General features: G+C 67.1%; 14 protein-coding genes and 3 rRNA genes. 6 read left to right on the forward strand and 11 right to left on the reverse strand.

Annotated elements, in window-relative coordinates:
- Positions 1 to 470 precede the first annotated feature (470 nt).
- From rrf to R0146_RS00455, 7 genes are all read right to left on the reverse strand, one after another.
- Positions 471 to 587: ribosomal RNA gene (gene rrf / locus R0146_RS00425) — 5S ribosomal RNA — on the reverse strand.
- A gap of 141 nt (positions 588 to 728) precedes the next feature.
- Positions 729 to 3,809: ribosomal RNA gene (locus tag R0146_RS00430) — 23S ribosomal RNA — on the reverse strand.
- Positions 3,810 to 4,215: 406 nt separating this feature from the next.
- A 16S ribosomal RNA gene (locus R0146_RS00435) occupies positions 4,216 to 5,732 on the reverse strand.
- The 16S, 23S and 5S rRNA genes sit together here, the layout of an rRNA operon.
- A 1,084-nt stretch (positions 5,733 to 6,816) precedes the next feature.
- Entirely contained in the window at positions 6,817 to 7,926 is a 1,110-nt protein-coding gene (locus R0146_RS00440; RefSeq protein WP_317690905.1) for a GuaB3 family IMP dehydrogenase-related protein, read from the reverse strand.
- Between the two features lie 102 nt (positions 7,927 to 8,028).
- Complete coding sequence (gene guaB, locus R0146_RS00445; RefSeq protein WP_317692310.1) at positions 8,029 to 9,540, reverse strand: IMP dehydrogenase; 1,512 nt, start codon at positions 9,538 to 9,540, stop codon at positions 8,029 to 8,031.
- Positions 9,541 to 9,655: 115 nt separating this feature from the next.
- Positions 9,656 to 10,120, reverse strand: coding sequence for an NUDIX hydrolase (locus tag R0146_RS00450; protein WP_317690906.1), 465 nt, complete (start codon positions 10,118 to 10,120; stop codon positions 9,656 to 9,658).
- A 66-nt stretch (positions 10,121 to 10,186) separates the two neighbouring features.
- On the reverse strand, positions 10,187 to 10,933 hold the full coding sequence (locus tag R0146_RS00455) for an alpha/beta fold hydrolase (protein WP_317690907.1): 747 nt from the start codon (positions 10,931 to 10,933) through the stop codon (positions 10,187 to 10,189).
- Positions 10,934 to 11,177: 244 nt separating this feature from the next.
- Between R0146_RS00455 and R0146_RS00460 the strand changes: the two genes are divergently transcribed.
- The gene (locus R0146_RS00460; RefSeq protein WP_317690908.1) at positions 11,178 to 11,426 is read left to right on the forward strand and encodes a hypothetical protein; all 249 of its coding nucleotides are present in this window, start codon (positions 11,178 to 11,180) and stop codon (positions 11,424 to 11,426) included.
- Positions 11,427 to 11,662: 236 nt separating this feature from the next.
- Here R0146_RS00460 and groL read toward each other — a convergent pair whose 3' ends face one another.
- Positions 11,663 to 13,255, reverse strand: coding sequence for a chaperonin GroEL (gene groL, locus R0146_RS00465; RefSeq protein ID WP_317690909.1), 1,593 nt, complete (start codon positions 13,253 to 13,255; stop codon positions 11,663 to 11,665).
- A 20-nt stretch (positions 13,256 to 13,275) separates the two neighbouring features.
- Positions 13,276 to 13,572, reverse strand: a complete 297-nt coding sequence (gene groES / locus R0146_RS00470) for a co-chaperone GroES (RefSeq protein WP_317690910.1) — start codon at positions 13,570 to 13,572, stop codon at positions 13,276 to 13,278.
- Positions 13,573 to 14,423: 851 nt separating this feature from the next.
- On the opposite strand from groES, the gene R0146_RS00475 reads away from it, so the two are divergent.
- Both R0146_RS00475 and R0146_RS00480 read left to right on the forward strand, forming a co-directional pair.
- Positions 14,424 to 14,942, forward strand: coding sequence for a TM2 domain-containing protein (locus tag R0146_RS00475; protein ID WP_317690911.1), 519 nt, complete (start codon positions 14,424 to 14,426; stop codon positions 14,940 to 14,942).
- Positions 14,943 to 15,006: 64 nt separating this feature from the next.
- Positions 15,007 to 16,794: a DUF429 domain-containing protein gene (locus R0146_RS00480; RefSeq protein WP_317690912.1), complete on the forward strand. Its 1,788-nt coding sequence runs from the start codon at positions 15,007 to 15,009 to the stop codon at positions 16,792 to 16,794.
- Positions 16,795 to 16,837: 43 nt separating this feature from the next.
- Here the strand turns inward: R0146_RS00480 and R0146_RS00485 are convergent, their stop codons facing one another.
- Together R0146_RS00485 and R0146_RS00490 are read right to left on the reverse strand one after the other, a co-directional pair.
- Entirely contained in the window at positions 16,838 to 18,406 is a 1,569-nt protein-coding gene (locus R0146_RS00485; RefSeq protein WP_317690913.1) for a 3-oxoacyl-ACP reductase, read from the reverse strand.
- The gene (locus tag R0146_RS00490; protein WP_317692311.1) at positions 18,406 to 19,758 is read right to left on the reverse strand and encodes an acetyl-CoA C-acetyltransferase; all 1,353 of its coding nucleotides are present in this window, start codon (positions 19,756 to 19,758) and stop codon (positions 18,406 to 18,408) included. The genes R0146_RS00485 and R0146_RS00490 overlap by 1 nt, the downstream gene beginning before the upstream one ends.
- Before the next feature lie 236 nt (positions 19,759 to 19,994).
- Between R0146_RS00490 and R0146_RS00495 the strand changes: the two genes are divergently transcribed.
- The 3 genes from R0146_RS00495 to R0146_RS00505 all read left to right on the forward strand — a co-directional run bounded on the left by R0146_RS00495 (position 19,995) and on the right by R0146_RS00505 (position 23,490).
- Positions 19,995 to 22,046, forward strand: a complete 2,052-nt coding sequence (locus tag R0146_RS00495; RefSeq protein WP_317690914.1) for an acyl-CoA dehydrogenase family protein — start codon at positions 19,995 to 19,997, stop codon at positions 22,044 to 22,046.
- A 149-nt stretch (positions 22,047 to 22,195) separates the two neighbouring features.
- On the forward strand, positions 22,196 to 22,771 hold the full coding sequence (locus tag R0146_RS00500) for an alpha/beta hydrolase (RefSeq protein ID WP_317690915.1): 576 nt from the start codon (positions 22,196 to 22,198) through the stop codon (positions 22,769 to 22,771).
- Positions 22,768 to 23,490 (forward strand): alpha/beta hydrolase, encoded by a 723-nt coding sequence (locus R0146_RS00505; protein ID WP_317690916.1) that lies wholly within the window; start codon positions 22,768 to 22,770, stop codon positions 23,488 to 23,490. Before R0146_RS00500 ends, R0146_RS00505 begins: the two co-directional genes overlap by 4 nt.
- Positions 23,491 to 23,978 lie beyond the last annotated feature (488 nt).

Consider the following 23,978-nt stretch of genomic DNA (forward strand, 5'->3'; position numbering starts at 1 on the left):
TACGGAGCCGGGTGTTTACACGATCACCGCGACGCATCACTGGCAGTTGTCGTGGACGGCGTTGGGCCGGTCGGGGGTGTTGCCGATGTCGAACACGTCATCGACCGAGCTCGAGGTCGGAGAGCTGGCCGCCGTCATCGTCGAACGCTGACGACACTGGCCCGGCCGCCCACCAGCCGGGCCAGTTCGCGGCCGGTGCGTCCGAACGGCGTGCACGAGGCTCCCCCGTGCACGCGGACGATACTCAGGCCGTGGGATGCGAGCGTGTCCCGGCACGAGGCCTCTCCGTGCACGCGGACGTTTACCTACTCGATCACGTTCCCAGGCTGTCTGCCGGGCGGTCGACAGGTCGTGCCTGGGCATTATCCTCAGGCGCCGCCACCATTGCGGGGCGCAATTGCAGAGCGGGCCGGCACCCTGTTCAGGGTGTCGGCCCGCTCTGTCACGCCACCCTGGGGGTGGTGTGTGTTGTCCGGCGATGTCCTAGTCTCCCACACACTCCCGTGTGCAGTACCATCGGCGCTGGAAGGCTTGACTTCCGGGTTCGGAATGTGACCGGGTATTTCCCTTCCGCCATGATCACCGTAACACTGTCGAAACAGCAACAACACTATTCAACTGTCCCCCACCCGCCCAGACGGGCCGGGGTGGGGTTCGGGAACCGTGTTTGTGTTCCGGGAACAACATAGTGGACGCGAACATACTCAGCAGAATAGTTTCTTGTGTGTTTGGGTAAGCCCTCGGCCTATTAGTATCGGTCAGCTCCACCCATTACTAGGCTTCCACATCCGACCTATCAACCCAGTCGTCTACTGGGGGCCTTACCAAAACAGTGGGAGTCCTCATCTTGAAGCGTGCTTCCCGCTTAGATGCTTTCAGCGGTTATCACTTCCCAACGTAGCCAACCAGCCATGCCCTTGGCAGGACAACTGGCACACCAGAGGTTGGTCCGTCCCGGTCCTCTCGTACTAAGGACAGCCCTTCTCAAGACTCCTACGCGCACAGCGGATAGGGACCGAACTGTCTCACGACGTTCTGAACCCAGCTCGCGTGCCGCTTTAATGGGCGAACAGCCCAACCCTTGGGACCGACTCCAGCCCCAGGATGCGACGAGCCGACATCGAGGTGCCAAACCATGCCGTCGCTATGGACGCTCGGGCAAGATCAGCCTGTTATCCCCGGGGTACCTTTTATCCGTTGAGTGACGGCGCTTCCACACGCCACCGTCAGATCACTAGTCCCGACTTTCGTCCCTGCTCGACCCGTCGGTCTCACAGTCAAGCTCCCTTGTGCACTTACACTCGACACCTGATTGCCAACCAGGCTGAGGGAACCTTTGGGCGCCTCCGTTACTCTTTGGGAGGCGACCGCCCCAGTCAAACTACCCATCAGGCACTGTCCCTGAACCAGATCATGGTCCGAGGTTAGATAACCAGAACAACCAGAGTGGTATTTCAACAATGACTCCACAACCACTGGCGTGACTGCTTCAACGTCTCCCACCTATCCTACACAAGCTGTACCGATCACCAATACCAAACTATAGTAAAGGTCCCGGGGTCTTTCCGTCCTGCTGCGCGTAACGAGCATCTTTACTCGTATTGCAATTTCACCGAGTTCGTGGTTGAGACAGTGCCCGAGTCGTTACTCCATTCGTGCAGGTCGGAACTTACCCGACAAGGAATTTCGCTACCTTAGGATGGTTATAGTTACCACCGCCGTTTACTGGGGCTTAAGTTCAGTGCTTCACCGAAGTTGACACGTCCCCTTAACCTTCCAGCACCGGGCAGGAGTCAGTCCGTATACATCGTCTTACGACTTCGCACGGACCTGTGTTTTTGATAAACAGTCGCTTGGGCCTGGTCTCTGCGGCCATCAACGCTCACCACGTAAAGTGTTCACGCATCCGGCCCCCCTTATCCCGAAGTTACGGGGGTATTTTGCCGAGTTCCTTAACCACGATTCTCTCGATCGCCTTAGTATTCTCTACTCATCCACCTGTGTCGGTTTAGGGTACGGGCGGCTCATGACATCGCTCACGAAGCTTTTCTCGGCAGCAGAGGATCACCCACACCACCACCCGAAGGTGACAGTGGCATCAGGTCTCAGACACACAGGGCACGGATTTACCTACACCCCGTCCTACACCTTTACCCTGGGACAACCACCGCCCAGGATGGGCTACCTTCCTGCGTCACTCCGTAGCTTGCCTACTACACGTCTGGGTCGCAGAGTCACCACACCCAGAACCCCGAAGGGCCCACAGATGCAGCTTCCGTGCTCAGCATCGCGCGCCTCAGCATGGTCGCCATTACACCGGTACGGGAATATCAACCCGTTGTCCATCGACTACGCCTGTCGGCCTCGCCTTAGGTCCCGACTTACCCAGGGCAGATTAGCTTGACCCTGGAACCCTTGGATATTCGGCGGACGGGTTTCTCACCCGTCATTCGCTACTCATGCCTGCATTCTCACTCGCACACACTCCACAACACGGTCACCCGGCTGCTTCACCACGTGCACGACGCTCCCCTACCCATCCAACAAAAATTGAATGCCACAGCTTCGGCGGACTACTTAGCCCCGCTGAATTGTCGGCGCAGAATCACTTGACCAGTGAGCTATTACGCACTCTTTCAAGGGTGGCTGCTTCCAAGCCAACCTCCTGGTTGTCACCGCAACTCCACATCCTTTTCCACTCAGTAGCCGCTTAGGGGCCTTAGCTGATGATCTGGGCTGTTTCCCTCTCGACAATGAAGCTTATCCCCCACTGTCTCACTGCCACGCTCTGGCTTCACCGGCATTCGGAGTTTGGCTGATTTCGGTAAGCTTGTAGGCCCCCTAGACCATCCAGTGCTCTACCTCCGGGAAGAAACACGTGACGCTGCACCTAAATGCATTTCGGGGAGAACCAGCTATCACGTAGTTTGATTGGCCTTTCACCCCTATCCACAGCTCATCCCCCCAGTTTTCAACCTAGGTGGGTTCGGTCCTCCACGACGTCTTACCGACGCTTCAACCTGGCCATGGATAGATCACTACGCTTCGGGTCTAGAGCATGCGACTCAACGCCCTTATCGGACTCGCTTTCGCTACGACTACCCCACACGGGTTAACCTCGCCACACACCACTAACTCGCAGGCTCATTTTTCAATAGGCACGCCGTCACCCTCACGGGCTCCGACGGCTTGTAGGCGACCGGTTTCAGGTACTATTTCACTCCCCTCCCGGGGTACTTTTCACCATTCCCTCACGGTACTGATCCGCTATCGGTCACCAAGGAGTATTCAGGCTTAGCGGGTGGTCCCGCCAGATTCACACGAAATTCCAGGAGTCCCGTGCTACTTGGGAACCCGACAATGGAGTGCGCAGTTTACGTCTACAGGGGTATTACCTGCTCTGCCGGACCTTCCCAGAATCCTTCGACTTCACCACACATTTCTGACTCCACGACCCGTCAACAGCCAGATCAAGTCGAGCCCCACAACCCCACGCATGCAACACCTGTCAGCTATCACACACACGCAGTTTGGCCTCATCCGCGTTCGCTCGCCACTACTTACGGAATCACTATTGTTTTCTCTTCCTATGGGTACTGAGATGTTTCACTTCCCCACGTTCCCTCCAACTACCCTATACATTCAGGTAGAGGTCGCTCCACATGACTGGAGACATTCAAGGTTTCCCTATTCGGACATCCCCGGATCACAGCTCGTTTACCAACTCCCCGGGGCTTATCGCAGGTTACAACGTCCTTCATCGGCTCTTGGTGCCAAGGCATCCACCGATCGCCCTTAGTAGCTTTCCCAACACAAATATCAAGAAAAAATCTACAAAGATGCTCGCGTCCACTATGAAGTTCTCAAAACACAAACAACACCACAACCAACCATCCCTGATCAGCCGTGATCCCGTCAAAGACCCACCACCACCAGACACCCCCACACGAGGAGAAGCCCGACGACAGCACCACACGTCACGCATGGCCGAGGTCTCAGGACCCAACAGTGCACCCCACCCACCAGACAACAATCCAGTGACCCCCACCCGCCCCACGACAACCGCGAGACGACCAGAGGCAGTCAATGTTCCACCCAGAAAACCCACCGGCACCCGCCGGCCACCACAACAGCGACCGATCCGACCGGCAAACCACCCACAACCCCCAACCAACAGGCCGAAGCATTACGAGCGTCTTGTTTTGGGCTCCTTAGAAAGGAGGTGATCCAGCCGCACCTTCCGGTACGGCTACCTTGTTACGACTTAGTCCTAATTACCAGCCCCACCTTCGACGACTCCCTCCCCACAGGGTTGGGCCGCCGGCTTCGGGTGTTGCCGACTTTCATGACTTGACGGGCGGTGTGTACAAGGCCCGGGAACGTATTCACCGCAGCGTTGCTGATCTGCGATTACTAGCGACTCCGACTTCATGGGGTCGAGTTGCAGACCCCAATCCGAACTGAGACCGGCTTTTTGAGATTCGCTCACCCTCACAGGCTCGCAGCTCTTTGTACCGGCCATTGTAGCATGCGTGAAGCCCTGGACATAAGGGGCATGATGACTTGACGTCATCCCCACCTTCCTCCGAGTTGACCCCGGCAGTCTCCTATGAGTCCCCAACCGAATTGCTGGCAACATAGGACAAGGGTTGCGCTCGTTGCGGGACTTAACCCAACATCTCACGACACGAGCTGACGACAGCCATGCACCACCTGTAAACCGGCCCAAAGGGAGGCCACATCTCTGCAGCTTTCCGGCATATGTCAAACCCAGGTAAGGTTCTTCGCGTTGCATCGAATTAATCCGCATGCTCCGCCGCTTGTGCGGGCCCCCGTCAATTCCTTTGAGTTTTAGCCTTGCGGCCGTACTCCCCAGGCGGGGCACTTAATGCGTTAGCTACGGCACGGATCACGTGGAATGTGACCCACACCTAGTGCCCACCGTTTACGGCGTGGACTACCAGGGTATCTAAGCCTGTTTGCTCCCCACGCTTTCGCTTCTCAGCGTCAGGAAAGGTCCAGAGAACCGCCTTCGCCACTGGTGTTCCTCCTGATATCTGCGCATTCCACCGCTCCACCAGGAATTCCATTCTCCCCTACCTTCCTCTAGTCAGCCCGTATCGAAAGCAAGCTCAGGATTAAGGCCCGAGTTTTCACTTTCGACGCGACAAACCGCCTACAAGCTCTTTACGCCCAATAATTCCGGACAACGCTCGCACCCTACGTATCACCGCGGCTGCTGGCACGTAGTTGGCCGGTGCTTCTTCTGCAGGTACCGTCACAAAAGCTTCGTCCCTGCTGAAAGCGGTTTACAACCCGAAGGCCGTCATCCCGCACGCGGCGTTGCTGCGTCAGGCTTCCGCCCATTGCGCAATATTCCCCACTGCTGCCTCCCGTAGGAGTCTGGGCCGTATCTCAGTCCCAATGTGGCCGGTCACCCTCTCAGGCCGGCTACCCGTCGAAGCCTTGGTGAGCCACTACCTCACCAACAAGCTGATAGGCCGCGAGTCCATCCCCCACCGCCGGAGCTTTCCACCCCCACCCATGCAGGCAAGAGTCATATCCGGTATTAGCCACCATTTCTGGAAGTTATCCCAAAGTAAAGGGCAGGTTACTCACGTGTTACTCACCCGTTCGCCACTCGTGTACCCCGAAGGGCCTTACCGTTCGACTTGCATGTGTTAAGCACGCCGCCAGCGTTCGTCCTGAGCCAGGATCAAACTCTCCATCGAAAAAATATCGCCACACCCCACAAAAGAGGGGCGAAAAGCGTCACAATGAAAAGAGACCCGACATACCAGACATAAACTGGTCAATCAACATCTCAAAGAAATTCCAGACCCCAATAAACATCGAGGCCCGGGGCACCACAAAAAAGTGATGTCATTTGGCATTGACTAAACAAAGCACACTGTTGAGTTCTCAAACATCGGACACACACCTCACCACCCCGGACGAACCGGAGCCGCTCAGGGCGACCAGATTTACTTTACTCATCGATCTTCGTGAAGTCAAATCCGACTTCCTCAGATCTCCGAGCCTTGATTACCATCCCTGATAATCAAGATCACCATTCCGGTTTCCCGGCCCGGCGACTCGTACTACTTTAATGAGTTCATCATCCGGAGTCAAATCCGAACATCTCCCTCACCAGCATTCCGAAACCCATCCAAACACGCCCAAAAAGACAGTCCGGAAACATTCCAAAACACACAAGCCACTAATCCGAAAACACCCTTCCGAGCATTTCCCGCGAAAAGCAACTCCCCCACCATAGAGAGGAGCCTCGCCGGAGTCAAATCCGGCCGACACCCCCTCCCCCCGCCCCCGAACCCAGCCGGCACAACCGACCAAACCCACAAGAGCAGACCCCACCCCAACCCAAAGACCGAAGTGGAAGGCGAAGACCCCGGTTCACGACCCCTCTCACAAGGACCCGCTCCCAACAGGGCTCGACGAACACTACCCGCACAGAACAAGAACGTCAAACCGACCGACCGGGTCATCGCCGTCCTTCAGGCGCCCTCCCGCGACTTCTATCGTCCTTCTCTCTGCCCAGCAGCGGCGACCTGAGGCCAACGGACTGGCCGGACTGGTCCGGCGGCACCACAGCACGTCGTACGCCCCGCACGCTCCTGTGGTCCGGCCCCCGATCCATCTCGGGTGCCGGACCACAGGGATGCCCGGAGTCGTCTCCCGTACCGACAAGACCAGCGGCCGGGAGACGTACGTGACGGAACGGTCAGGAGTCCGAGGCGTCACGGACGCCGTACGTACGTGACGGACGGCCCACGGGAGGATCAGACGCGGTGCGGATCAGAGGCGGTGCAGCACGACCTCGACCCGCTGGAACTCCTTCACCTCGGTGTAGCCGGTGGTGGCCAGCGAGCGCTTCAACGCACCGACGAGGTTCATCGTGCCATCCGCGGTGTGCGACGGGCCGACCAGGATCTCGCGCAGCGAGCCGACCGTCGGGAAGTGGACGCGTTCGCCACGGGGAAGTTCCCCGTGCCAGGCCTCGGCGCCCCAGTGGTACCCACGTCCCGGTGCCTCCTCGGCCGACGCCAGCGGGGCGCCGACCATCACGGCGTCCGCGCCGACGGCGATCGCCTTGGCGATGTCACCCGAGCGTCCGACAGCCCCGTCCGCGATCACGTGGACGTAGCGGCCACCCGACTCGTCCAGGTAGTCCCGACGGGCCTCCGCGACATCCGAGATCGCCGTGGCCATCGGCACCTCGATGCCCAGCACCCGGCGGGTGGCGTGGGTCGCCGCACCACCGAAGCCGACCAGCACGCCGGCGGCGCCGGACCGCATCAGGTGCAGCGCGCTCTGGTAGGTGGCACATCCGCCGACGATCACCGGCACGTCCAGCTCGTAGATGAACTTCTTCAGGTTCAGCGGTTCACGCCGGCTCGACACGTGCTCGGCCGAGACGACCGTGCCACGGATGACGAAGAAGTCCGGCCCGGACGCAACGACATCATCGGCGAACTCGGCGGTGTTCTGCGGGGACAGCGATCCCGCCACCGGCACCCCAGCGTCCCGCACCTCCGCCATCCGCTCCCGGATCAGTGCCGGCTTGATCGGTTCGGCATAGATCTCCTGCAGTCGGCGGGTGGCCGCCGTCGGATCCGCGATGCCCCCGAGCTCCTCCAACAGCGGCTGCGGATCCTGGTAGCGGGTCCACAGGCCCTCCAGGTTCAGCACTCCCAGGCCGCCCAGCCGGCCCACCTCGATCGCGGTCTGCGGCGACATGATGGAGTCCATCGGCGCGGCGATCAGCGGGAAGTCGAAGCTCACCGCGTCGATCTTCCAGGTGAGGTCCACCTCCTCGATGCCGCGCGTACGTCGCTGCGGGACGATCGCGATGTCGTCCAGGGCGAACGCCGACGCTGCACGCTTGCTCCGACCGATGTCGAACATGACTTCTCCTCCTCGAGCCGAGGGACGCCACGTCCCCCGGTGTGGACCGCGGGCGAACCGGCCCGCGACGGCTGCGGACGTACGCCGCTGGGTGTCAGGACGTCACTTCTCGTGGCCCGAGTAGTTCGGTGCCTCGACGGTCATCTGGATGTCGTGCGGGTGGGACTCGCGCAGGCCGGCGCTGGTGATCCGTACGAAACGGCCCTTGGCGTGCAGTTCGGGGATCGTACGGGCACCCGAGTAGAACATCGACTGGTGCAGGCCGCCGATGAGCTGGTAGGCGACCGCCGCAAGCGGACCCTTGTAGGGCACCTGCCCCTCGATGCCCTCGGGGATCAGCTTGTCGTCGGTAGCGACGTCGTTCTGGAAGTAGCGGTCCTTGGAGTACGAGGCCTTGCGTCCACGGGTGGCCATCGCGCCGAGGGAGCCCATCCCCCGGTAGCTCTTGAACTGCTTGCCGTTGAGGAAGATCAGGTCGCCGGGGGCCTCGGCACACCCGGCCAGCAGCGAGCCGAGCATCACGGTGTCGGCGCCGGCCACCAGTGCCTTGGCGATGTCACCGGAGTACTGCAGGCCACCGTCGCCGATCACCGGAACACCGGCGGGGCGGGCCGCGCGGGCGGCGTCGTAGATCGCGGTGATCTGCGGGACCCCGACGCCGGACACGACACGGGTGGTGCAGATCGAGCCCGGCCCGACGCCGACCTTGATGCCGTCGACGCCGGCCTCGACCAGGGCCTTCGCGCCCTCGTACGTCGCGATGTTGCCGCCGATGATGTCGACGCCCTCGGCGCGCTTCTCCTTCTTGAGGCGCTTGATGATCTCGATCTCGGAGCGGGAGTGGCCGTGGGCGGTGTCCACGACGATGACGTCGACACCCTCCTCGATCAGCGACATGCCGCGTTCCCACGCATCGCCGAAGATGCCGATGCCGGCGCCGACACGGAGCCGGCCCTGGGGGTCCTTGGTGGCGTTGGGGTATTGGTCGGACTTCACGAAGTCCTTCAGCGTGATCAGGCCGGTGAGCCGGCAGTCCGCGTCGACCAGCGGGAGCTTCTCGATCTTGTGCTTCGCCAGCAGGGCGAGCGCTTCGTCGTTCGAGATGCCGACGTGGCCGGTGACCAGCGGCATCTTCGTCATCACCTCGGACACCTTGCGGCTCGAGTCCGACTCGAAGCGCATGTCGCGGTTGGTGATGATGCCGACGAGCTTCATGTCACCCTCGACGACCGGCACCCCGGAGATGCGGAAGTGGGCGCAGATCTCGTCGACGTCCTTCAGGGTGGCGTCCGGGGAGATGGTGATCGGCTCGTCCACCATGCCGGCCTCGGAGCGCTTCACCTGGTCGACCATGCCGGCCTGGTCGGCGATGGAGAGGTTGCGGTGCAGGATGCCGATGCCACCCTCGCGGGCCATCGCAACGGCCATCCTGGTCTCGGTCACGGTATCCATGGCGGCGCTGATCAGCGGCACCTTGAGCGAGATGTTCTTCGTGAGGCGAGAGGTGGTGTCCACCTCGGAGGGGATCACATCGGATTCGTTCGGCTGGAGCAGCACGTCATCGAACGTGAGACCGAGCACCCCGAACGGGCTGGGAACCTGTGACGTGACCAGATCGCCGAAATCCGACACTATGAGCCTTTCGCTGGGGTTGCCGAGGCGCCGTCCGCCGCGCGGCGCCCCTCCATGCTAAACCCCTAGGGGAAACGCCCCGGCCGCTCGAACAGGCTCAGCCGCTCGCCAACGCCTCACGGAGGCGATCCAGGAACGGGAGTTGGGAGCGTACGATCCGGTCGCCCGCCTCGGTGACCGGGAACCACGCGGCACGGTCGGCTTCCGGGAAGTCCTGCAGCCGCCCGCTGTGCGGCGGCCATTCCAGGGTGAAGGTGTTGCTGGAACGGAACGCCAGGCCGGGATCTGCCTCGACGGCGTACGCCTGGATCACCTTGGCCCCGCTGCGTACGGTGCCCAGATCGACCACCTCACCGGCCGGCGCGGGCACCCCGACCTCCTCCGCGAACTCCCGGCGAGCGGCGGCCAACGGCTCCTCGTCGGCGTCACGGATCCCCTTGGCGATCGACCAGGCGGCGGCGTCCTTGTGCGCCCAGAACGGGCCGCCCATGTGGACGAGGAAGACGTGCAGGTCGTCGGCGCTCCCGGCCCACGGCAGCAGGCCGGCACTCAGGATGGTCATCGGGTGCTCCGGGTGTCAGGCGGCGGAGCGGTCCGGGTGCTCCGTACGCTCCGGGTGGTCATCGGGTCAGGCCGTAGGGCCGTCGAACAGGTCGCCGGGGAACTCCGGAGGGAGATCGTCCGCCGCGATGTCATCCAGCGAGGTGACGAACTCCGCGACGAGGTCGTTGAAGGCCTGCGGATCGTCCTGGTGGGGACGGGGTCCGCCGGCGACTGCCCGGAACGTCGCGTTCGGCAGCCGGGAGGCGAGTTCCTCGGCGGCGTGCCGAGACGCCCTGTCGTCGGCGTGCAGGATCAGCACCGGGCAGGTGACGTGGTCGGTCGCGTCGCCGAGGTCGAGGGTGGCGAGCATGTCCATCGCCGCCAGCAGCCGGTCCTTGTCGAGATTCTGGGCGGCCAGCCGAGCCCGCGGGACGAGCCGCAGCGCCGTACGCTGCCGCCGCAGTTCCCGCCCGCCCGGGGCCACCAGCGGATTGACCAGCACCAGACCGCGGACCATCGACGGGCTGTCCGCGGCACAGCGCAGCGCGACAGTGCCGCCCAGCCCCTCGCCGACCAGCGCCACCGACTCGACGCCGTACTCCAGCGGGATCACGCTGAGCGCATCGGCGGCCGCCTGGAGGTCGAAGACCTCCTTGTCGATCGGCTTCATGCCCCGCAGCCACGGCGTCAGCGGGCGCCAGCCCTCCGGCAACGCACCGACCTGGTCCTGCCAGGTCAGCGGCGTGTCGGCCATGTCGTGCAGGAACACGAGGATCTTCTCGGGGCGCGAGACCGCTTCGGGCTGGTCGAACGGCGACGGGGACTCTGGCATGCCCCTCACTCTACGGCCGGCGCGTCGTCCTGCGGCGATGATGCCGCGCCGGGGTCCGCGGTGCTGCGACGCCGGGTCCGCGGTGCTGCGACGCGGGTCCCGCCGTCCTGCGACGCCGGGGTCCGCGGTGCTGCGACGCCGGGTCCGCGGTGCTGCGACGCGGGTCCCGCCGTCCTGCGACGCCGGGTTCCGCGGTGCTGCGATGCCGGAGCACGGTGCTGCGCGGGACCCTACTGTGGGGACCATGGAATCGGGACTCTCCGCCGCAGGACGTACGGCACTGATCACCGCCGGCACCCAGATGGTCCGCACTCTCGAGGCGTGCGCCGCGGCGCTGGACCGGTTGGCGGAGGTCGCCCGGGCCCAGCGCACCGACGGGGCCGGCGTCGAGGAGATCGCCGAGGCATTGCAGGTGACGGTCGACTTCGCGGAGGCGTTGCTCTCGGAGGACCGTACGCCGACGGTGCGTCTCCAGGTGCCCCAAGAACAGTAGGCCACGCGGCCGGCAGGGCATGCACCCAGATGCACCCCGTCGTACGCATTCGTTCGTGGGCGGCCACGAACGAATGCGTACGACCGGGTGCATCTAGCGGGACGCGGGAAACGGACGCGGCGGGCGAACCGATCGCGGCAAGACACGCAGAACGGGGGCCCCGGATGGGACCCCCGTTCTGTTGCGTCAGGACGCAGTGCCTCACGCGGCGTCGTACGTCGCCCGAGGCGAATCGATCACTCCGCGGCGGCGGCGTCCTCGGCCGGCTTCTCCACCACCAGGGTCTCGGTGGTGAGCAGCAGCGAGGCGATCGACGCGGCGTTGGTCAGCGCGGACCGGGTGACCTTGACCGGGTCGATGACGCCCTGGGCGATCAGGTCGCCGTACACGCCGGTGGCCGCGTTGTAACCCTCGTTCGGGCCCAGCTCGGCAACCTTGGTGGTGATGACGTAGCCCTGCTCGCCACCGTTCTCGGCGATCCAGCGCAGCGGCTCGGCGACCGAGCGTCGGATGATCTCCGCGCCGACCTTCTCGTCACCCTCGAGGTCGAGCTCCGCCAGCACCTTGGAGGCGTGGATGAGCGCAGCGCCACCGCCGGCGACGATGCCCTCCTCGATCGCGGCGCGCGTCGCGGAGACGGCGTCCTCGATGCGGTGCTTGGTCTCCTTGAGCTCCACCTCGGTGGCGGCGCCGACCTTGATCACGCACACGCCGCCGGCCAGCTTCGCGACCCGCTCCTGGAGCTTCTCGCGGTCCCAGTCGGAATCGGTGTGCTGGATCTCGGCCTGCAGCTGGGCCACCCGGCCCTCGACCTCGGCAGCGTCACCGGCACCGTCGACGATCGTGGTGTCGTCCTTGGTGACGACGATCCGACGAGCGCGACCGAGCACGTCCAGGCCGACCTGGTCGAGCTTGAGGCCGACCTCGGGGGCGACGACCTGGCCGCCGGTGAGGATCGCCATGTCCTGCAGCATCGCCTTGCGACGGTCGCCGAAGGCCGGGGCCTTGACGGCGACCGAGGTGAAGGTGCCGCGGATCTTGTTCACGACCAGGGTCGACAGCGCCTCGCCGTCGACGTCCTCGGCCACGATGAACAGGGTGCCGCCGGCGCCGATGACCTTCTCCAGCAGCGGGAGCAGGTCGTTCATCGAGGAGATCTTGCCGGAGTGCAGGAGGATGTACGGGTTCTCCAGCACGGCTTCCATGCGCTCGGTGTCGGTCACCATGTACGGGGACAGGTAGCCCTTGTCGAACTGCATGCCCTCGGTGAACTCGAGCTCGGTGCCGAAGGTCTGCGACTCGTCGACGGTGATCACGCCGTCCTTGCCGACCTTGTCGAACGCGTCGGCGATCAGCGCGCCGATCTGCTCGTCACGCGAGGAGATCGTGGCGACCGAGGCCATGTCCTCGGTGGTCTCGACCTGGCGGGCCTGCTCGGCCAGCTTGTCGACGACGAAGCCCACGGCCTTGTCGATGCCGCGCTTGAGCTCGATCGGGTTGGACCCGGCCGCGACGGCCCGCAGGCCCTCGTGGACCATGGCCTGCGCGAGCACGGTCGCCGTCGTGGTGCCGTCACCAGCGACGTCGTTGGTCTTGGTGGCGACCTCCTTGGCGAGCTGGGCGCCGAGGTTCTCGTACGGATCCTCGAGCTCGACCTCACGGGCGACGGTCACGCCGTCGTTGGTGATGGTGGGGGCGCCCCACTTCTTGTCGAGGACGACGTAACGGCCCTTGGGGCCGAGGGTCACCTTGACGGTGTTGGCGAGGATGTCGACGCCACGCTCGAGCGAGCGGCGGGCCTCCTCATCGAACTGCAGCAGCTTTGCCATGAATGCGTCTCCTCAGCGGGTCACTTGGAGACGACCGCGAGGATGTCGCGGGCGTTGAGGAGCAGCAGGTCCTTGCCGTTGTACTTGACCTCGGTGCCGCCGTACTTGGAGTAGATGACGGTGTCGCCCTCGGCGACATCCATCGGGACGCGCTGGCCCTTGTCGTCGATGCGGCCCGGGCCGATCGCGAGGACGGTGCCCTCCTGCGGCTTCTCCTTGGCGGTGTCCGGGATGACCAGACCCGAAGCGGTGGTGGTCTCGGCTTCCAGCGGCTGGACGAGGACGCGGTCCTCGAGCGGCTTGATCGTGACTGCCACGTCAAACCCCTTTCACATGTCTCGATGTTTCAGTGTCTGTTGAGTGGCAGGGGCGTCGTCGCGGGTGCCGTCCCTGACCTTTGGCACACTCCGAAGGAGAGTGCTAACCGGAACGTTAGTCGGGGGTTAGCACTCGCGCAACCCGACTGCCAACGGATCGCGTCATCCACCCGGTCGGCACCACCAGGAACGCCACCATGACCGGCAGCAGGACCACCACCGGCACGAAGAAGGACCGGAACACCCTCGAACTGACCCGGATCCAGTAGCCGACCTGGACGAGAGCAGCCCCTTCTGCTCTGCCACCGGACTGCTGCCCGGAGACGACGTGGAGCGGCTGCTCGTTGCGGCCGGATTCGTGGTGGAGGACGCCTCACCTGGCACCCGCCGACACGGCCGATCCCGGCCGCCTCGAGCCACGACCCGGCCGCGAGGGCGGGCTGTTTTGCGTCGTCCGAGCACGGCGGGTGTCGGCAGGCCTCGGACGGTGGGAGCATGACAACATGACCTCACCGGAGACCGGGCCTGACCTCCCCGCGGAACGACCGGACCAGGCCGCACAGCCGGAGCAGTTCACGCGATCGGACCAGCCCGCACCGCCGGGACAGCCCGCTCGAGTCGAACACCCCGCGCCGGCTCCGCGGCCCCCGGAGCCGGCACGACCGGAGGCCTCGACGGAGGTGCCGGGGTCCTCCCCCACGCCCTCCCGGGCGCCCCGATCGCCGACTGCGTCCGCCCGACCGTCGGGGTTCATCCGGCCCGGTGACTGGTCATCCCAGGGCTCCGGGGCCGCCACGCCGCCGACGTCCTCCTCGGACCGGCAGACGTACCGGGCGACCGCCGGGGAACCGGTGACGTACGCCCCCTCGACGTACGACCCCATGAAGACCGGCGACCGGCCGACGTACGACGCGTTCTACCGGGCGATCTACGGCGAGGCTGCCCCGGCCGGGCCGACGGCCCCCGGGCCCTCGGCGCCCACCGCGCCGGCGGTATCTCCGGCGCCCGGTCCGGTGGAAGCGGCGCCGCCCTATCCGGCCGAGACGCAGGGCTATCCCTCGCCGGGCCGGCAGCCCGAACGATCGGGGTATCCGCCCTACCCGGGCGCCGGATACCCCTATCCGGCGGGGCAGGCGGGCTATCCGGTGCCGACGTCGGCGCCGCGGGACTCCGCGCTGGCGATCCTGCTCACCGCGGTCGGGTTCTTCGGAGTCGCCGGGCTGCAGTACTTCTACATCGGCAAGATCGGCAAGGGCGTCGGCTACCTACTGACCGCCGGATGGCTGGGCATCGGGACGATCGTCAGCCTCTTCACCATCAACGACGAAGTGGCCCGGACGAACGACGAGCGGCGGCGCGGTCTGCGCTGAGCGTACGCACGACACCGACCTGCGCACCACACCGACCGTACGTACGACAGAGGAGACTGGTCGCGTGTATTTCGTCGGCATCGACCTCGCCTGGGGCGAGCGCGCCCGTACCGGTCTCGCCGTCCTCGACGACACCGGAGCGCTGGTCCACCTGTCCGCGGCGACCACGGACGACACCATCGCCGCGGCGCTGGGCCCGTACCTCGACGACGAATGCCTGGTGGCGATCGACGCACCGCTCATCGTCACCAATCCCACCGGCAACCGCCCTTGCGAAGCCGCGTTGAACCGCGACTTCGCCCGCTTCGAGGCCGGTGCTCATCCCTCGAACACCGGCCGGCCCGAGTTGCACGACACCCCGCGCGGGGCCCGGCTCGCCGCCCGGTTCGCCCTGGACATCGATCCCGACTCCGTCCGCACCCGCCGCGCCATCGAGGTCTATCCGCATCCGGCGCTCGTCGCGCTGTTCCGGCTCGGGCGGACGCTGAAGTACAAGCAACGCCAGAACCGGCCGTTCGAGGGGATGCGCGAGGAGATGCTACGGCTGATCGGCCTGCTGGACGGACTGGCCGACGCCCCGCTCCCGCTCCGCCTGGCCGACTCCGCGCCGTGGCACGAGGTCACCGAGGCCGTGCGGGCGGCCACCCACAAGAGCGAGCTGCGCACCGCTGAGGACCGGATCGACGCGGTCGTCTGCGCGTACGTCGCGCTCTACGCGGTCCGCCGCCCGGCCGGCACCACGGTGTACGGCGACGGGCGCACCGGCTACATCGTCACCCCGACGCTGCCCGCCGACCTCGTCCCCGAACCCCCGGCCCACCCACCCGTCGCCACCGATCCGGAGCTGACCCGGCTGGTCCGCGGCGCCGCCCGGCGCTACGCGGAACTCCAGCCGTACGCCGAGGAAGCGGCGCAGCGTCTCACCCGCTGGCTCACCGGCACCCTCGACGACGCCGGCATCAACTACCTCGACATCACCGGACGGGGCAAGGGCATCGCGTCCTTCGCCGCGAAGGCGAACAAGGCGGTCGACGGGCATCCGGTCTATCCCGATCCGCTGCGCGACATCACCGACCAGATCGGTGCCCGGATCATCACCTACGTCCGCAGCGACGTGGCCGTCGTCGCGGACCTGCTCGCCGACCACCTGACGGTGCTCGACGACCGCGACATGGGCCAGTTGACCGCCAGTGAGGGCCGCTTCGGGTACGTCAGTCGCCACCTGCAGATCGCCCTCGACCCGCTCTGGCTCGGCGACCTGCCGGTGGATATGTTCCCGGCACCCAGTGCCCAGGTGCAGATCCGTACGGTCCTGCAACACGCCTGGGCGGAGTTCGAGCACGACATCCGCTACAAGGGCTCGGTCCCCGAGGAGCTCGCCCCGGATCTGAACCGGCGGTTCACCCTGGCGGCCGGCCTGCTGGAGCTGGCCGACCGCGAGTTCGAGGTGATCCGCGAACGCCTGCGGGAACGGACTCCACCGCGCGACCTGGAGGCCGACCCGTACGATCCGCGGATCAGCGCCGAGGAGCTGGCGACCTTCCTGGCCGGGCAGTTCCCGGACTCCGGCTGGTCACGGACCGACCACTACACCTGGATCTCCGGGTTGCTGCTGGAACTGGGGGTCGATTCCCTGCACAAACTGGCGGGTCTGCTGGGATCGGTCGACTCCGCCGCGATCACCGACCGGATGGGCTACAAGCATCCGCCGGGGGCGGTCCGCCGGCTCGACGACGCCCTGTTGGCCCTCTTCGGGACGTCGTACATCAGGCTGAAGGGCAACGGCCATCGAGTCGAGCTGCTCACCGCCCGGCTCGACAGGTTGCAGAGCGGAGACGGCCCGACACAGTGAGCGGGCATCGCCCGCCGCGCCGGACCGGCCGGGGTGGCGGCGGTCAGGCGCCGACGATGTTCTGGCCGCAGACCCGTACGACCTGGCCGTTCACCCCGCTGGTGGCCGGGTCGGCCAGGTAGACGATGGTCTCGGCCACGTCGATCGGCCGACCGCCCTGGTGGAGGCTGTTCGTCCGGCGGAAGATCTCCTTCTGCAGGGTCGGGATGACGGCGGTCATGTCGGTCTCAATGAAGCCGGGGGCGACCGCGTTGACGGTCAGCGGACGGTCGGCGTACGCCTCGCACAGGGCCATCACCACGCCGATCACGCCGGCCTTGGAGGTGCCGTAGTTGGTCTGGCCCCGGTTGCCGGCGATGCCGCTGGTCGACGAACTCGCGACGATGTGGACGTCCTCGGCGTAACCGCCGGGCAGGTCCGGGTCGAGCAGCACGGCGTTGATCCGTAGTTGCGCGGCGAGGTTGACGTCGAGCACTTGGCCCCACCGTTTCTCGTCCATGTTGGCGAGCAGCCGGTCGCGGGTGATGCCCGCGTTGTGGGCGATCGCCTGGATCCTGGCGTCGGCGCCGTAGCGCTCCGCCACGTGGGCGGCGATCCGCTCCCCCGCGTCGGGCGCGGTGATGTCGAGTTGCAGCGCGGTGCCGTGCACCTCGTTGGCGACCGCGCCGAGGGACTCCCCGGCCCGGGGCACGTCGACCGCGACCACCGTCGCACCGACCCGGTGGAACGTGCGGGCGATGTCGGCGCCGATCCCGCGGGCCGCGCCGGTGACCACGACGATCCTCCGCACTCCTGCGGACGGGAGGGTCCCGGTGGTGGTCTCGGCGGCCTGCGGCGCCGGTGGCGTACGCCGGGGGCCGACCTCCCAGGACTGTCCGCTGACGAACGCCGACCGCCCCGACAGCAGGAAATCGAGGGTGGAGCGAAGGTCGTCGGGCCCGGCGCCGGCGGCCAGTCGGATCAGGTTGGAGGTGGCGCCGCCGCGCAGTTCCTTGGCGACCGACCGGTTGAGGCCGTCCAGGCTGCGGGCGACGGCCTTCGCCTCGAGCCCGTCGACATCCTCGGCTCGCGGACCGACCAGGACGACCCGGCCGCTCCGCTCCAACGCCCGGACGGCCGGACGGAGCACGGCCCGGACATCCTCGAGGGCGGCGATGGTCCGCACTCCGCTGAGGTCGAGCACGACGGCTCCGAGATCGGTGGCGTACGCCGGCGGCTGCGGCTTGCCGTCGGGACCGGTGGTCCGCTCCGCCGGGTCGTCCCGCAGCGGATCGATGGTCGTGATGCCGAGGACGGCGAGGGTGGCTGCGGTGGTGCCGCCCGACGTCCCAGTCGACGTGCCGGTCGTCGTGCCGGCGGCGGGACCGTCGCCCGGCCCGGATCCTGCACCCGCACCGTGCTCAGGTCCGTCGCCGAGAGTGCCGCCGACCACGGCGTACGCCACCGGGCCGGTCGGTCGAGCCGGCCCGCGTCGCAGCGTCGGCCCCTCGGGGAAGCCCAGCTGCCGGGTCAGCGCATGGCCGAGCGGGGAGGCCAGCAGTCCCTCGAGCAGCGCGTCGGCGGCCCGCGGGCCGGGGGTCGCGTGACGGGTGGACGACGGCTTTGCGGACATCAGATCGCCTCCAGGATCGCGGCGACGCCCTGGCCGCCGGCGGCACAGATCGAGATGAGTCCGCGGGCACCGGGCCCGCGGGCGGCCAGCAGTTTCGCCAGCGTCGCCAGGATCCGCCCGCCGGTCGCGGCGAACGGATGGCCGGCGGCGAGCGAGGACCCGTTGACGTTGAGCTTCTCCGGGTCGATGGTGCCGAGGGCGCCGGGCAGGCGGAGGGCGTCGCGGCAGTAGGTCTCGTCCTGCCAGGCCGCCAGCGTGGTGAGCACGGTGGCGGCGAAGGCCTCGTGGATCTCGTACAGGTCGAGGTCCTGCAGGGTCATCCCGTTGCGTGCCAGCAGTCGCGGCACGGCACGCGCGGGGGCCATCAGCAGGCCCTCCCCGCCGGAGACGAAGTCGACCGAGGCGACCTCCGCGTCGACGATCCGTGCGAGCACCGGCAGGTGCCGCTCGCGAGCCCACTGTTCCTCGGCGAGCAGGACCAGCGCGGCGCCGTCGTTGAGCGGGGAGGAGTTGCCGGCGGTCATCGTGGCGCCCGGGCCCTTGCCGAACACGATCGGCAGGGACGCCAGCTTCTCCAGCGTGCTGTCGGGGCGCAGCGATTCGTCACGCGTGACACCGCGGTGCGGGGTCACCAGGTCGTCGAAGAAGCCTGCCTCCCACGCCGCGGCGAGCTTGCGGTGGCTGCCGAGCGCGTACTCGTCCTGGGCCGCCCGGGTGATCCCCCACCGGGCCGTGGTCAGCGCCTGGCTCTCCCCCATCGACAGCCCCGTCCGGGGTTCGGTCACCTGCGGGGCGACGGGGGCGAGGTCGCGGGGGCGCAGCTCGGCCAGGGCGGCGAGCTTCGCCTGGGTGGTCTTCGCGGCGGTGAACCGCAGCAGCACCCGCTGCAGACCGGCGCTGACCTCCAAGGGCGTGTCGCTGATGCTGTCGGCACCGCCGGCGATGCCGCTGTCGATCTGGCCCAGCCGGATCTTGTTGCTGATGTAGATCGCGGCCTCCAGGCCGGTGCCGCAGGCCTGCTGCAGGTCGACCGCCGGGGTGTCGTGGGCGAGCGCCGAGCCGAGGACCGCCTCCCGGGTGAGGTTGAGCAGCGTGCCGTGCTTGAGCACCGCGCCGGCAGCCACCTCACCGAGGCAGGCGCCGGCCAGCCCGAACCGGGCGACCAGCCCGTCGAGGGCGGCGGTGAGCAGGTCCTGCGTCGAATCCTGGGCGTACGATCCGCGCGCTCGGGCGAACGGGACGCGGTTGCCCCCGACGACCACGGCGGTGCGCGGCGGGCCGGTGCGTGCTGATGACCCGGCGTGCTGTGACGACCCGGTATGTTCTGACGACCCGGTGTGTTCTGACGACATCGTCATGCCTCCCCCGAGAGACCGGGTCGGCTGGACATCTTCCAGGCGCCCGCGTCCTGAGTCCGCGTCCACCTGACCGGTGTGGCGCCGTTCACATATTCTAGTGGGAAGCCAGCGTCCCGGGGCGGGATCCGGCCGTACGGCGAGGCCCTGTCACACGGATCGGCAGTCGCTCGACTCGCCGCCGCCCGGATCGGGCCGTACGGGACGCGGACGGACCCTCCCCGGGAGCCGACATGTCCTCCACCCTCCGGCCCGACGGCCCGCGCCCCGACGGGGCGGCCGCCGTCGAGGCGTACGCCACCTCGGACGCCGCAGCCCCGACCGCTGACGTCGTCCCCTCCTCCGCGGCACCGGCGACCACCACACCGCCCACCACCACACCGCCCCTCGGCCAGGCGCTGGTCGAGGCCGCCGACGGCCCCTTCCATGTGCTGCGCGAGCGGTTGCGCCGCGAGGTGCTGACCGCCGACCTGCTCCGCGATCCGACGCTGGACCTGGCCGCCGCGCGGGAGTGGACGACGCGACAGACCCGGCGGTTCGCCGACAGCGGGTGCGCCAGCATCGGCTACCCGCACCAGTACGGCGGCACCGGCGACGCCTCCGACCTGCCGGTCTGCTTCGGGATGCTCGGCTACGCCGACCTGTCGTTCGACATCAAGGTCGGCGTGCAGTTCGGGCTGTTCGCCGGCTCGATCCTCACCCTCGGCGGCCCGTGGCACCGCGAGACCTACCTGCGCGACGCACTCGCGATGCGGCTGCCCGGCGCCTTCGCGATGACCGAACTCGGGCACGGCAGCGACGTCCAGCACGTCGAGACGACGATCCGCTACCTGCCCGCCACCGAGGAGTACGAGATCGACTCCCCCACCCCGACGGCGACCAAGGCCTACATCGGCAACGCTGCCCGGGACGCCCGGATGGCGGTGGTCTTCGGCCGGCTGCTGGCCGGTGGCACCGACCACGGCGTGCACGCGGTGCTGGTGCCGATCCGCGACGAGGCAGGCACACCGCTGCCCGGAGTGACGATCGGCGACCACGGCCACAAGGGCGGTCTGCTCGGGGTGGACAACGGCACCCTGCGCTTCGACCACGTCCGGGTGCCGCGCCGGCTGCTGCTCGACCGGTTCGGCGGAGTGACGGCGTACGGCAGGTACCGTTCGCCGATCGAGAACCGGAACGCGCGCTTCTTCACCATGGTCGGCACCCTGGTCCGTGGTCGGATCAGTGTCGGTGGGTCGGCCGCCGCCGCGACCCGGCGCAGCATCGCGCTGGCCGCCCGCTACGCCCTACGGCGCCGCCAGTTCCCCGTCCCGGGCGGGGAGAGCGACGTGTTGCTGCTCGACTATTTGACCCACCAGCGCCGGCTGCTGCCGCGGATCGCCGAGGCGTACGCGTACGGCTTCGCCCAGAACGAGTTGCTCGGACAGTTGCGTCGGTGGGACGGCCTGGAGTCGCCGGATGTCGGCGTCGAACGGGAGTTGGAGACCCGGGCCGCCGCGCTCAAGGCGGCGCAGACCCGGTGGGCGGTCGACACCGTCCAGGCGATGCGCGAGGCCTGTGGTGGGGCGGGGTTCATGACCGAGAACGTGCTCACCCAGATCCGCCAGGATGTCGATGTGTTCGTCACCTTCGAGGGCGACAACACGGTGCTGCAGCAACTGGTCGCCAAGGAACTGCTGGTCGGCTACCGGGCGGCATGGGGCGACCTCGACCTGCTGGGGATGGCGCGGGTGGCCGCGCGGACGCTGGGCGAGGCGGTGCTGGAGCGGACCGCCGCCCAGCCATTGATCGCCCGGCTGGTCGCCCGGGCCCAGGTGCGTGACGAGGAGGGCCTCCCGCTGGAGCGCGGCTGGCAGGTGGTGATGTTCGAGGACCGCGAGCGGCACATTCTGGAGTCGCTGGCCCACCGCGCGCGGGAGGCGGCCCGGGCCCGGCCGGAGGAGGCGTTCGCGGCGCTGAACGCGCTGGCGCCGCACATGCTCGCCGCGGCGCGGGCACACACCGATCGGCTCGTGCTGGAGGCGTTCATCGCCGGCATCGACGCCACCCAGGACGGGCGGGCGGCACTGCTGCTCGACCGGCTCTGCGATCTGTACGTGATGTCGACCCTGGAGGCGGACCGCGGCTGGTTCCTCGAACACCACCGGATCACGCCGACCCGCAGCAAGGAGATCTCCGCCCGGGTGGACGCCCTGTGCGGGGAGTTGCGACCGTACGTGGCCGATCTGGTCGAAGGCTTCGGCATCCCGGAGGTGCTGCTGGACGCGCCGATGGTGCGCGACTGACCGGCGCCCCGACGTCCCGACCCTCACCTCCGACGTCCCGACCCCTCACCTCCGGACGCCCCCAACCCGCAGCTACCCTCGAGCCGTGAGTGCTGCGCCCCCGGCGCAGCAGCGCTCGAGTCGACACCGTCCGGCGTGAGGAGTCAACGATGTCCACGAGGTCACGGTCCCGAGGCCTGGCCGTGGGCCTGCTCACGGTGTCCTGCGCGCTCGCCCTGGTGGGTGCGAAGGCCGTCCTGTTCCCGCATTTCCGCTTCCCCACCCCGACCGGGCCGTACGCCATCGGCACAGCGACCCGTCATTGGGTGGATCCGACACGCCGGGACATCCTGGCCCCCGATCCGGAACAGCCGAGAGAGCTGATGGTCCAGTTCTGGTATCCGGCCGAACGTTCGGAGGCGCGACCGGCTCCGTACCTCGACGATGCCGCTGTGGTGACGCCTGCGCTGGCGAGGATCTTCGGCGTGCCACGGATGGCTCTCGATCACCTGGCGGCCGTCAGGACCCACGCGGTCGCCGGCGCGCCGGTGGCCGACGACCCGACGCGCTTCCCGGTCGTCCTGCTGCTGAGCGGGCTGGGCGGATTCCGGCAGTCGACGACGTTCCTGGCCGAGGAACTGGTCTCGCAGGGCTTCGTCGTCGTCGGCATCGACCTGCCGTACGCGGCAGCCGCCGTCGCCTTTCCGGACGGGCGGGTGGCCGAGATGGGATCACGCCGCAGATGAAGACGCTGTCCACCCAGAGCTATCTGCCCGCCGCGGAGGCGCCGCTCGCCGCCGGCGTACGACTCGAGAACGGGATGATCCCGTTCCTCGGCGAGGACACCAGTTTCGTGATCGACCGGCTCGAGGAGCTCGAGAAGGGGGACGCGGATCCCACGGCAGGCTCGTTGGCGGGGCGCCTCGACCTGTCGCGGATCGGGATCGCCGGGGTGTCCCTGGGCGGGCTGGTCGCCGGTGAGGTGGCCCGCGCGGACCATCGGATCGTGGCCGCGCTGATCCTCGACGCGCCGGTGCCGCTACGGACGGTCACGACCGGGCTCGACGTGCCGACGATGTGGATCACCCGGCCGCCGAGCACGATGCGCCTGGAGCGGGAACGATCGGGGGGCTGGCCGGAGGACGAGATCGAGGCGCACCACCGGACCATCCGGACGACGTACGACACCCTTCGAGCGCCCGGCTACATCGTCCAGGTGCCGCGGATCTCCCACATCGACTTCACCGACGCGCCACTGTGGTCCCCGTTGGTGCGATGGTTGAGGCTGTCCGGGCCGCGGGACGGCAGGTACGCGCACCGGGTGATCACCGACCACGCGATGGCATTCCTCGAGCACCATCTCCGCGCTCGGGCGCTCACCCCGCTCGACGAGCAGCAGGCCGATCGCCTGCGGGCGGCCCATCCTGGGGTGACCCTGGAGCTCCACCACCCACCGACTGATTGACAGCACGTCCTCGAGACCGGCAACAGCGGCCCACCTTTCAACCGGCAGTGACAGTCCGGGTTTGCGGCGGTCGGGTCGGGCTTCGACGCCAACGGCTACGGCGAGCCGTCCCCGAACGGACACGGCGAGCCGTCCTCGAACGGATACGGCCTGGCTCGGCCGCGGTGGTCGCCGACGATTCTCACGTACGCCGACGATTCTCGCGTACGCCGACGTTGGCCGGGTTCCCCGACCGTTCGGTCGGTGTTGCCGCGGAGCGTCGGGTGTCGGGGATGCTGAGAGTGGTCGGGGATCACAGCCGCGTCGATGTCGACAGACCGTCGCCGACAGCTCTTCACCTCGCCCGTACGTTTGTGCTGAATGACAGACACATCTGCACAGGCGAAATGCAGAGGTCGTCGAATGTGTCCGAACCGGTGCAGCGGGAGGAACTGCTCCGACCACACCTGCCACAGTCGCGGCACTCGGGGCCAGATCGCGGCGCTCGG

The organism is Raineyella sp. LH-20, assembly GCF_033110965.1.
Taxonomy (GTDB): Bacteria; Actinomycetota; Actinomycetes; order Propionibacteriales; family Propionibacteriaceae; genus Raineyella.